This window comes from Pseudomonas sp. AU12215 (assembly GCF_001675465.2).
GTDB lineage: Bacteria > Pseudomonadota > Gammaproteobacteria > Pseudomonadales > Pseudomonadaceae > Pseudomonas > Pseudomonas nitroreducens.
Window position 1 is genome coordinate 1 of sequence record NZ_MACM02000071.1, and the last position, 10725, is coordinate 10725.

Consider the following 10725-nt stretch of genomic DNA (forward strand, 5'->3'; position numbering starts at 1 on the left):
CGATTGAGGTCATGACAGAGGTAGTGGCGTTGCAGCATGATGCACCTGCTTCAATCCAGTAACCGTGTTGCACTCAGCTTCTGCAACCGCCCAACTAATAATCTTCCTATCATTTCGGATGCCACTCCTTAAGGGTACTAGCACTACTTGATTATTTTTCCAAATAAGTTATTAGACATCACCAGGTCGCGACTTTCGGTAAGCTCATAGAGCGAGTAGTAGTGACTGAGTTGTGCCCCTCCGTCGCGCGTCAGCGGGTCCCAGGAAAGATTGGCCCGGCGCATGGTGGAGCTGCTCATCAGTTCGTCGAACGGAATCGATACGTAGATGCCCTTGTCGAAACTGCCTTCGCCGTAGGCTTCCTTGTTGGCCGTGGTGAGGGTGACCCAGGCGCCAAAACGCACGCCGTTGCGGAACTGCCGAGAGAGATCGAGCGTGCCGCCCCAGTCGCGAGCCAGGTAACGACCAGCGCTGACCTGGGCGAGGATGTCCTCGAATCCGGTCTGCCAGTACAGCGTGACGAAGCCGGTCGCTGTCTGGTAATTACGCAGGCCCAAGTGCTGGTCGAAGTCGCGCTGGCGCACCAGGTCGATGTTGGCGCCCAGGGCCCAATCTTGACTCATCGGGCGGTAGAGCAACTCGCCACCCACACCTGCATACATGCTCTCCAGGTAACCGCCGTACAGCATGCCGTAGAGGTCCTGATCTAGTCGCGCGGTCTTGTTCAGCTGGAAGGTGGGCAGCGTGACGTCGGACGCGGTCATGTACTGGCGGATGTCGGTGCGGACTCGCGGGAGGCCGCTGGGGGCGTCGTACTTGAAGTCGTCGTAATTGTTGATCAAATTGGCGCTGAGCAGTTCGTTCCACCACAGGCTCGGGGTGAAGCGATACTCGCTGCCGAGATCGGCCGTGAATTGGTACAGCAGGAAGTTGTCAGGCCCGCCAATGCTCTGGTTGTATCCCAGCCCGAAGTTGTAGCTGAAGGCGTCCGGACGCTGGCTGTAGAGTTGCTCTTCCTGTTGCGGTAGCGGCGCAGTCTGTTCCGTGGTGCGGCGCAGGTCTTCCAGTGGCCGCTCCTGGTTCGCGACGTCGCGGAATACCCGGCGTGGCACGCTGGTTTCGACCATGGGTTGGCCATAGCGTGTATCGACGACGGTGAACCACTGCACTTCGTCATCGATGCTGTTGTCGAGAATCCGAGCGGTGCGTCCGACGGCCTCGGGCGGATACAGATAGCGAGTCTGTTCGCCGTACACCACCACTTCGCTGTCCTTGCGGGTGATGCGTTCTACCTTGTAGCCGGCGTTCTCTTCTACGCGACGGGAAACCTCCGCCCAGTCCACTGCATCGGGCGGGCGCACGGTCGCGTTCTGCTGCAAAGGTTCCGGGGCCGGATCGTTGACCTTCGCAGGAGCCGTGCGACTGACAAAGTTGGTGTGCAGGGTGATGCCGAACATGGCGGTGTTGCCGCGCTCGAAGGCGGCCGTTAGGTCTACCTGGTCGGTAGCTTTGTAGATCAGGCCGATGTTGAACGGGGAACTCTGCTTTTGGGAGTTCTTGAGCGGCTCGTTCTGATAGTCGTTGCCGTCGTACTCGAGTTTGAGTGACAAGGGTTCCCACGGAGTTTGCCAGTTCACGCCACCAAATATTGAAGGACGGCCGCGGAAGTAGCTGTTCTCGAAAGATCCCGCCGTTTGCACATTTTGAGTAGGATCAGTGCGATGCTTGAAACGGTCGTCAATCCACCCCAACGGATTGTCCAACTCTCCACGATTGCCAATGTAGCCCCACGCCAGACCAAGGCTGAAGTCGAGGTCACCCACACGCTTGTTGCCAACAAAATATTCGCTGGAGAATAGTCCGGTACCGCCAATATCGCGGCCGCCTACGGCAAGCTCGGGCGCCCATCGGGTTTCCTGCAGCAGGCGGAATTTGACATCGAATGCCTTGTCTTTGTAGCTCTGATCGCCGCTGAGGTCTTCAGGGCCGTATTTTCGGTTGCTGATGGAGGTATAGCGGAAGGTCCCCTCCATCCAATCGAAGGGCTGCAGCGAGAAGCTATAGCGCGAGTAGGGATCGGTGCGGTTGGCGTTGATGCTGATCTCGCCCGCCGGTGCCATTCGGGCGGTGGGGGTCTGCAGCAGGCCAACGCCGCCGAAATCGTTCTGGGTGTAGCGCGGATCGGCAGATGCCAGGCTAGCACTAACCAGCAGCAGGCAGAGACTGTGGCGAGGCTTCATGGTCTTTCCGCCGGCAGGGGTTGTGTGGCCAGAAATTCGGCCAGTTCGCGGTTCAAATCCGGTGCGCTGTCCTTGATCTCCTGGGCATCCAGCGGCACCAGCATTACGGCACCGGGGGCAGGTGGTGCGGCTTGCTCCTCGCGATTCCATGAAGCAACCCCAAGTTGGGTGACCTGGCCGTCAGGCTGGATCAGATAGAGGTAATCCGGGTCTGTCTCATCAAGTGCGGGGCACTGCGGCGCATAGCGATAAGCCGGTTGCAGCGGTACGAAGGGCAGCTCACAGTTGTTCGCAACCGCGCCAATGATCCGCACGGTGGCCGGCCGGGGCGGGAAGATCAGCTGATCTCCACCCTGGAGTCTTGGCGAGTGCTCCGCGTTGAGCTCTACCTGCAGTGGATCGAGGTGGTAGGTCTGTCGACCGGTAACGGGCAGGGCTATCACCTGCTCGCCGAGCCGTTGGGCAATACTCGCCAGGGCGGGCTTGTTCTGCAGCAGTGCAAGGCGTTGCACCTGGCTCAGGTCGAACAGGATGCCGGCCTTGAGTCGGCGTTGCTCCTGAATCAGGCTTTGGCGTTGCCAGGACGCACCAAGCCAATAACTCTGGGGATTGACCTGTAGCTGCTGCAGCAGCACGCCCAGACGAAGGCCGTCGTCGATTTCCCTGACTCCCGGGGAGGGCAACTCGCCAAGCACTTCGATTCGTGTTGCCGCATGGGCGGTTGTGCAGGCAGCGAAGCTGGCCGCGAGCAGGGCGAGCCGAATGATCTTCATGGCAGGCTCCGAAGCGGGCGCAACTGGGTAATGGTGACGTTGAGGCTGGGGGTGACCTGCTGGCGGCTTTGCAGGATGAAGCCGTCGTTCGGGTCGACCCAGTAGCTGTTGGTGGCCGCCATGCCCTTGACCGGTGCGCTTAGGCGCTCGTCAATTCGCAGCAGCCTGTGGTCCTGATCGAGGATGTGCACGGTTTCAATGCCGGCGCGGCGCAGATTGCCGGTGAGCGGAACATCGAGCAGGTAACCGGGCCCGAGATCGATCCAGCGCTGGCTTGCCTGGTCTTCGCCGACGTGTTGCAGCCCGGTGACAAAGGGCGAGCCCGGCACGAGGCGGGTTCCCAGCAAGTCGTCCGGGAAACCCAATGTGCGCACCACCACGCCATCCTGCAGGAGTAGCAATTGGCGCGACGAGGCCTGCCAGTACTGCAGGTCGCCTTGTGTGCGTACCAGCGCCATCACCGCTGAGCCGTATTGGGTGGTGATCTCGATCTGGTAGTAGGGGAGAGAATTGACTTGAGCGCGTGTCAGCTCAAGCGGAGCCGGGCTGCTGAAGCTGGCGCCCAGAGTACTCAGCGAGGCCTGCATCAGTGGGTTGCAGGCGGACAAGGCGCAGGCGAGCACCCCCAACGCGAGCAAGCGATAGGCATTCATGGAGTGCTCAGTTGTTGTTGAGGTTGTGTTGAATGGTCGAACCGGTGCCGAGAATGCCGGCGGACGGCAGCAATTGGCTGATCAGGCGGTTCCAGCGAGTCACACCGGCCGGGCCGACATAGACAACATCCTGCGGTTGCAACTGGAATTGTTGGGCGAGGATGAAGGCGGTGGGCGAGTTCGCGTCGAGCTGGAAGACCGTGGCGCGCTGTTTCTCCAGATCCTCGACACCGCGAATGACATACACGGCTTTGCCATTGGCAGTGGTCTGGTTCAAGCCGCCAACACTGCCCAGTGCATCGGCCAGGTTCATCTCGCGGGTCTTGAAGGTCAGTGCGCGCGGCGCGTTGACTTCACCCATCAGATAGACCTTCTTGCGATCGTTATAGGGTAGATAGATGCGGTCGCCGTCCTTCAGGTACAGGCTGTACAGGGCCGAGCCTTGAGCAGTGTTCAGCGCATCCAGGTTCAGGTGGAAGACCTGGTTGTCGCGCTGCAGCGTCAGGCCGGAGAGGTCGGCATTGGCGGTATCCAGTTCGGCGGCGCCAATGGCTTCCATCAGCGCCAGCGGAGTGGTGGTGATCGCCTGCGGACCCGCTTTGATGAACGCGCCATTGAGTATCACTCGCTGGCTGGCAAAGCGCAGAACGGCAATGTCCACCTGCGGTGCTTCGACATAGGCAGCCAAGGCGTTGGTAATGGTCTTGCGTACGTCCTCTATCGTCCTGCCCGAGACGCGCAGGGTGCCAACGTACGGGTAGAAGAGCGTGCCGTCCGGGCGCACCAGTCGGCCATTGGCGTCAGTTTGCTGTTGCTGGCCGGCGGGCGAAGTCAGCTCTGGATGGTCCCATACCGTGATGTATAGGAGGTCACCGGCACCGATCCGATAACTTTCCGGGCGGAAGCTGGCGAGCTCTACCGGAACGGAATCCTCTTGCCGGGTGGCGGCTGCCACCGTGAGTAGCTTGGGTGTGATCTGCACCAACTGGACGCGGCTGGACTCAGCCGAGTCTTCCTGCATCAGTCGTCCGGTATCCAAGTTCTGGCCGGGGGAGAACATGCATCCTTGAAGCGCAAAGGCAGACAGGACAGCAAAGGACAAGGGACGAATCATGAGGTGGCTACACAAAGGAAGTGAAAGGGAGGCGTAGGTTGTTTCCAGCGCCGGAATTGCAGGGCCCATGGTGTTGGACGGAAGGCTGCGCAGGTTAGCAATGGGGCTGGATAGCGGATGTAGGAATCGGCTGGCGGGGAGGGGCAGGAAATTCTTGAAGTGAGAGAGGCGGCGATTAGTAAGCGTTCTTGTGCACGAAGCCTTTGAACAGTGTCAGGAATACGATCTTCAGGTCCCACCACAGAGACCAGTTATTGATGTAGGCCAGGTCGAACTCGACCCGCATCCGCATCTTTTCCAGCGTATCCGTTTCACCGCGCCAGCCATTCACCTGAGCCCAACCGGTAATCCCCGGCTTGACCTTGTGACGCAGCATGTAGCTGCTGATCTGGCTGCGGTACTCCTCGTTGTGGGCGATGGCATGCGGGCGCGGGCCAACGATGGACATATCGCCCATGAACACGTTGATGAACTGTGGCAACTCATCCAGCGATGTACGGCGCAGGAAGGCCCCCAGCGGAGTGATGCGGCTGTCGTTGCGGGTTGCCTGCGTGACCGTCGCGCCGTTTTCCATTACCCGCATGCTGCGGAACTTCCACACGTCGATGGAACGGCCGTCGATTCCGTAGCGCTTCTGGCGGAAAAATACTGGGCCAGGAGAGGTGAACTTGATCGCTGCCGCGATGAGCAGCATGGGGATGGCGATCAGGCAAAGAATCAGCGAGGAGAGGACGATGTCTTCGAGGCGCTTCACCAGCCCCCCTGCACCCACCATGGGGCTGTCGAAAATGCTGATGGTGGGGATGCCGTCGATGTTCTGCGAGCGGGCATGAAGCAAGTCGAAGACGAAAACATCGGGAACGATGTAGACGGATGCCGTGGTATCGCTCAGTTGCTCCACCAGCCATCGGATTCGAGTTTCGCTGCGCATTGGGAGGGTGATGTAGACGCGATCTAGCTTGCCCGCGCGAGCCTGTTCGACTAAGTGTTCCAACGTGCCAGATATAGGCAGTTTCACATTGCCAGTGCCCAGGCTAACCGGGGCATGGAGCTTGTCATCGAAGAAGCCGGTCAGTTCCAACCCCATCCAGGGGGCGCTTGCAATATTGGTTGCAAGACGCCGCCCCAACGCCCCTGCGCCGGCAATGGCAACAGAACGAGCGTTAAAGCCTCTCCGGCGCAAAGCATGCAGGCCTGAGCGCAAAAACACGCGGTAACCGCATAATCCAGCGAGTACTAGTGAGAACCACTGAATCTGCCCTGTACCAGTGAGCACGGTTATCTCTGGGCTGAGGTAGTCGGTAATTGCGACTCCGGTAAAAGTGATTGCCCAGATGCCACTTACCTTACGTAACTCTTCGCGAGTTCGTTCACCACGCCATGAGACATAGAGCTGCCCGAAGTCGCCGAGCAAGTAGAAGATCACCAAGGCAAACAGCGTCGCGATGACTGCTGAGTAATCCCACTGCACTCTATCGGTAGCGATAACCAGACTCATGCCGATGCAGATTACACCTAGGTCAAGCAGCTTTTGCAACACTGAGATGGTGGCTTGGTGGGGGCGGAGGATTCCACGGTCCTTGCGATTCATTGCAACGATCCTTTGCTTTTATAATCTAGATGCATGCGAGTAGGACTTAATTGAGCAGTAATAGCTAGTGTGTGATAGAGAAAAGTCTTAGTGAGGCGTAGCTATAATCAATTAAATATTATTAGATATGTTAAGCGCGATAGAATATTTTCTTAATTTTTTCTTTTAATAATAAAATTAAAAATTGATAATTTGTTATCAAATACCGTTTCCACATTCTTCGGGGTTCTTGTATAACTCTATATGCCCATTCCAATCCGTAATTTTGCATCCATGTAGGCGCTCGCTTAACCTGGCCTGCAACGACATCAAATGTGCCCCCCACGCCCATGACAAAGTTAACGCCAAGTTGATCTTTCCAGCGGTTGATGAAATTCTCTTTTTTAGGGGAGGTAACAGCAACGAAAAGTAACTGGGCGCCAGAGGAACGTACTATGTCAACTATGGCCGCCTCATCATCCCAAAAATAGCCGTGATGGAAGCCAGCAATATTGAGATTCGGATATAACTTTTTTAATCTATCTGCTGTAGTTGATACAACTTCGCTTTGCGCTCCAAGAAGAAATATCGACAGCCCTTCTTGAGCAGACATGGCTAACAATTCGTGGAATAAGTCTATGCCAGCAACTCGCTCACTAATTATGTGGCCGAGAAAGCGCGCTCCAAAGACGATGCCCATGCCGTCGATATTGATAATGTCGCATGAGCGAACAGAATCGTTCAGTTGTGTATCCAGGCGCATGTTTACTAGTTTTGCGACATTAACTACGACGTGCTGTGTAAATCGACCAGAGGCAACGGCATCTCTAATGGTTGCGACAGTCTCTTCCATTGTTGAGACGTCCATTGGGCAGCCTAGGAACTCAATCCTCTTCATGATTACCTTCAGAATGGTAGTAGTTGTAGAGCGCCAGAGAGTAGTAGGCCCATGCCTGCGTCCAGCGAGTGTAGTTGATCCGATTGGTTAACAACCCTGTTTTTTGGTAGATAAATTTCCTCTTTTCTGGGAGGTAAAGTTGTTCGATTGCTTGCTTAACCACTTTTTTGCAAATGGAAAAATCTGAATTATTTCTCCCGACCTTCAGCAAAGTAATTATGGCCTGTGAGAAGCTATGCATGTCCAATGGATATGTGTTGTCATTGTAATATTTTGCTGTGCCATTATCAGTGATAAGATTGTTTATATAATATGAATAGCCTCTTTGAATGAAGGTGTCAAACTCCGAAGTCTTTAATGAATCACGCAGTAGACATAGCGCTTCTAGATTGTAACCAGTATGGAAGCCATCAATAAATTGATGGTGGTCGCGAGAGCCGTACACCCAGGCCCCATCCTTTCTTTGCTCTTTCATTGACTCGTGTGCAACGCGCATAGCTTGATCGATCATCTGCATGTCTCCGAGTTCTTTACCTGAGAATGCACACCAAGCTGCCCCCCACAAACTGGCATTATGAATGAAGGCTTTATCATCAGGAATATAGGCATAGAACCTATGACCGTCGGCTTCGGTAAATAGATGAGAAGAGATAAAGCGTGATGAATCTAAGGCCGAATTTATAAAATTTTGCTGATGGGTGATGACTCCTAGATTGTGAAGTGCACGGGCTACATAACACGTAGTAATTATATTCGGCTTTCCTGCAGGCACATAAAATGCTCGCGCCTGCCAGTCAAAGTGGTAACCCCAACAATAATGCCCCCACTGTTCGCGATCACATGATTGGGTCAATAACCAATTGCCAAGATCAACTGCTTGTGAAAGGATGCTGTCGTCCTTAGTACGATTGAACTCATATATCATTCCAAGAATAAATAGAGCAATTCCTTTTGGGTTTCTCTTTTTTGGTATGCCTACAATTGGCCGAATATTTATGGTAAGTCGCTTGTGCATCTGCAGCCAAGCTAACCTTAAATACCTTGAATTATTTAGTCCAAGATTTTTAAAGAGCTTGCTATTCAATCCATCGAACGGATCATATCCGCAAAAATCATCCTCTGAGACTGAGTGAAATATTGTGCTAGTTATTTCAATTGGGCTTTTCATATGGTTATTCTTTGATTAGCATTAGAAATTTGCCATTTTTATTTTTCTTCATTTCCTTGACTTTGACCACCTCTACCTCCATGTCTTTTTCGAATTTATTTGATATGTATTGCAAAAGCTCTTCTTCTATTTTTATTGAGTATGTCCTGCCCGGAATTATTAGTATTTTTAAATATCCTGGTGCGTTGTGATAGTACTGGATTCCGTCTAAGTGGTCATAGATTTTTGAGTGTAAATTAAGTGCAGTTGTAGATACGTAACTATTGTTTTTGTTGTAAATTCTCTCTCCAAACCACCTGCCCATTATCTTAGAGACAGATAACCCTTGAAATCCACAATAAGGGCAAGTCTGAGGGGCTTTAATTGCATAGTCTCCTGTGCGATATCTAATCAGCGGCATGCCAATATTGTAATTAGTTGTTCCAACTAATTCGCCGATCTCTCCAATTTTATCTATTTCCTTTCCATGCTCGTCTACTAACTCTGCTTTTCCATAGGAATCATAAAAATGATATGTACTACTTTTTGGGCATGACCCGCCTAATATGAGTTTTTCGCTATGACCATAGAAGTTCATGTGCTTAACGTCATGTAACTTGGAAAACAATTGAGTTTGGTGGTCATATAAATTCTCAGAAGAAGTTATTATGCCTTTTATGAAGTCATATTCTAGTGCGTTGTTTAGTACGAAATTAAAGAATCGTTCGGCATTTGATGTATATGCATGCAGGAATTCCACATTTAGGCGTTTCATGGTTCGGTAGATCACTTCTTGGTATTCATTATCGCTGCGAAATCCATCAAATATAATTTCTTTTGTTATAGGGTTTATAATGTAGTCTCGATCGAGAACTCTATGATTCCTGATAACGGCTCTGGTTGAAAAGTTGAATCCAATTTTTCCCCAGAGAGCATGAAGGGCGCCTAGCTCATATACGAAACGATCTTTAGGTAAAAATAACTGAAGAGGTTTACCGGAAGTTCCTCCAGTAGTGCATGAATCTAAGTTTTTATGATTCTGTTGAGAGAGAAATTTATCCAGGTTTTTTGCGACAATATCTTTATCTATGAATTCAACTTTTTCTGAAAAGTCGAGATTTGTTTGTACTTTTGTACTTTTGTACTTTTCTGCATAAAATGGAGTGTTTTTTTGAGCGTGCAAAAATATATTAATGTGCGAGCTGCTTTTTGTATAAAACTTTTCCTTTACTTCTTTGTATTTTTTTTCGAATAATAAGTTTGGGTGTTTGTTTAGGCGTAGCGCGATAATGTTCAGCCAGTTAGGGCCTTTGGTTATTAGGTCAAGAATTAATTTCTTTTTAGACACGCTTTTCGCTCCGAATAATGTGTTGATAGCTTTCAATTAGAAGTTTATTTGATAAAAAGCTATTAAACATTCCGGCTTTTGCCCTGGCAGCGTCGCCCATGTCCTTAATTGCGACTGGATGAGTCATTAGATAATCAATTTTTTGAGCAATCTGGGATGGGCTCCTGCTTTCAACAAGAAACCCTGTTATTCCGTCATCAACTAAGTCTAGGAATCCTCCTAGTTTCGTGCAGATACTTGGGAGGCCTGCGTACATCGCTTCTAATGCGGAAATGCCGAACGACTCGCAGTGGCTAGGCAAACAGAATATTTTAGCATTAATATATAGTCGAATTTTTTCGTCACCTGTCACCCATCCGTCAAATTTGATGAGATCATCAACCAAATAATTCTGTGCAATTTTCTTCCAATAATCTATATCTCCATTACCGGCAATCCGTAGTTTATAACTTCTCCCCAATTGCCTTAACTCAGCGAGTGCCTGAATAAGTTCATTTAGTCCTTTATCAATGCTTAGCCGTCCAGAAAACAAAATGTAATCATCATCGGAATGCGCAGCTTGGTCTTCAAGATTCTCGAACTCTACTGAGCTGTTATGAATTACGCATACATTCTTTGCTTTAGGGAATCGGGACAGCACAGAGCTCTTGAATTCGGAGGAAACGGTTACGATTCTTTGGCTATGGTTAAAGGTTAGCTGGATAAGCTTTTTGATTAGGGAGGAAGCATTGTCGTAGTACTCCATAAATCCGGCACCATGCAGATGCAAAAGAATAGGCTTCCTGCGAGTTTTGGATAATGTAAATACTAAGAACTTCCTTATGAAGGATCCGTTCGAGGCGAGGTGTATGTGTATTAGGTCAGCAGATGATGACTTAATTAAGAGGGCGGCCGCAAAAACTGAGTGCAACACCCGACCATTTCGGTAAGGTGTTGCCCCATGTCCTATCACGAACTCAGCGCCACAGAGCGCGTCACGATC

9 protein-coding genes are annotated in these 10725 nt (G+C 51.5%); all 9 read right to left on the reverse strand.

Features of this window, described 5'->3' with window-relative positions; translation table 11 throughout:
* Positions 1-143: 143 nt before the first annotated feature.
* On the reverse strand, positions 144-2240 hold the full coding sequence (locus A9513_RS13960; protein WP_065327418.1) for a YjbH domain-containing protein: 2097 nt from the start codon (positions 2238-2240) through the stop codon (positions 144-146).
* Positions 2237-3013 carry a capsule biosynthesis GfcC family protein gene (locus A9513_RS13965; RefSeq protein WP_065327419.1) on the reverse strand — a complete coding sequence of 259 codons (777 nt, stop codon included), beginning with the start codon at positions 3011-3013 and terminating at the stop codon, positions 2237-2239. Before A9513_RS13965 ends, A9513_RS13960 begins: the two co-directional genes overlap by 4 nt.
* Positions 3010-3666 (reverse strand): YjbF family lipoprotein, encoded by a 657-nt coding sequence (locus A9513_RS13970; protein WP_065327420.1) that lies wholly within the window; start codon positions 3664-3666, stop codon positions 3010-3012. The genes A9513_RS13965 and A9513_RS13970 overlap by 4 nt, the downstream gene beginning before the upstream one ends.
* Positions 3667-3673: 7 nt before the next feature.
* Positions 3674-4780 carry a polysaccharide biosynthesis/export family protein gene (locus A9513_RS13975; RefSeq protein ID WP_083196116.1) on the reverse strand — a complete coding sequence of 369 codons (1107 nt, stop codon included), beginning with the start codon at positions 4778-4780 and terminating at the stop codon, positions 3674-3676.
* Positions 4781-4955: 175 nt separating this feature from the next.
* Positions 4956-6371: an undecaprenyl-phosphate glucose phosphotransferase gene (locus tag A9513_RS13980; protein WP_065327422.1), complete on the reverse strand. Its 1416-nt coding sequence runs from the start codon at positions 6369-6371 to the stop codon at positions 4956-4958.
* A gap of 130 nt (positions 6372-6501) precedes the next feature.
* Positions 6502-7203: a WecB/TagA/CpsF family glycosyltransferase gene (locus A9513_RS34870; RefSeq protein ID WP_304362941.1), complete on the reverse strand. Its 702-nt coding sequence runs from the start codon at positions 7201-7203 to the stop codon at positions 6502-6504.
* Positions 7204-7234: 31 nt separating this feature from the next.
* Complete coding sequence (locus tag A9513_RS13985) at positions 7235-8416, reverse strand: aspartate-semialdehyde dehydrogenase (RefSeq protein WP_065327423.1); 1182 nt, start codon at positions 8414-8416, stop codon at positions 7235-7237.
* A gap of 4 nt (positions 8417-8420) precedes the next feature.
* On the reverse strand, positions 8421-9743 hold the full coding sequence (locus A9513_RS35475) for a hypothetical protein (protein ID WP_141678399.1): 1323 nt from the start codon (positions 9741-9743) through the stop codon (positions 8421-8423).
* On the reverse strand, positions 9736-10725 hold a 990-nt coding region (locus A9513_RS34875; RefSeq protein ID WP_083196118.1), incomplete at its 5' end, for a glycosyltransferase family 4 protein. The genes A9513_RS35475 and A9513_RS34875, both read right to left, overlap by 8 nt.

Excerpts from the sequence above, each read along its gene's own strand:
- A9513_RS13960 (WP_065327418.1), bottom strand. The coding sequence starts at position 2,240 with ATGAAGCCTCGCCACAGTCTCTGCCTGCTGCTGGTTAGTGCTAGCCTG.
- A9513_RS13965 (WP_065327419.1), bottom strand. The coding sequence starts at position 3,013 with ATGAAGATCATTCGGCTCGCCCTGCTCGCGGCCAGCTTCGCTGCCTGC.
- A9513_RS13970 (WP_065327420.1), bottom strand. The coding sequence starts at position 3,666 with ATGAATGCCTATCGCTTGCTCGCGTTGGGGGTGCTCGCCTGCGCCTTG.
- A9513_RS13975 (WP_083196116.1), bottom strand. The coding sequence starts at position 4,780 with ATGATTCGTCCCTTGTCCTTTGCTGTCCTGTCTGCCTTTGCGCTTCAA.
- A9513_RS13980 (WP_065327422.1), bottom strand. The coding sequence starts at position 6,371 with ATGAATCGCAAGGACCGTGGAATCCTCCGCCCCCACCAAGCCACCATC.
- A9513_RS34870 (WP_304362941.1), bottom strand. The coding sequence starts at position 7,203 with ATGGAAGAGACTGTCGCAACCATTAGAGATGCCGTTGCCTCTGGTCGA.
- A9513_RS13985 (WP_065327423.1), bottom strand. The coding sequence starts at position 8,416 with ATGAAAAGCCCAATTGAAATAACTAGCACAATATTTCACTCAGTCTCA.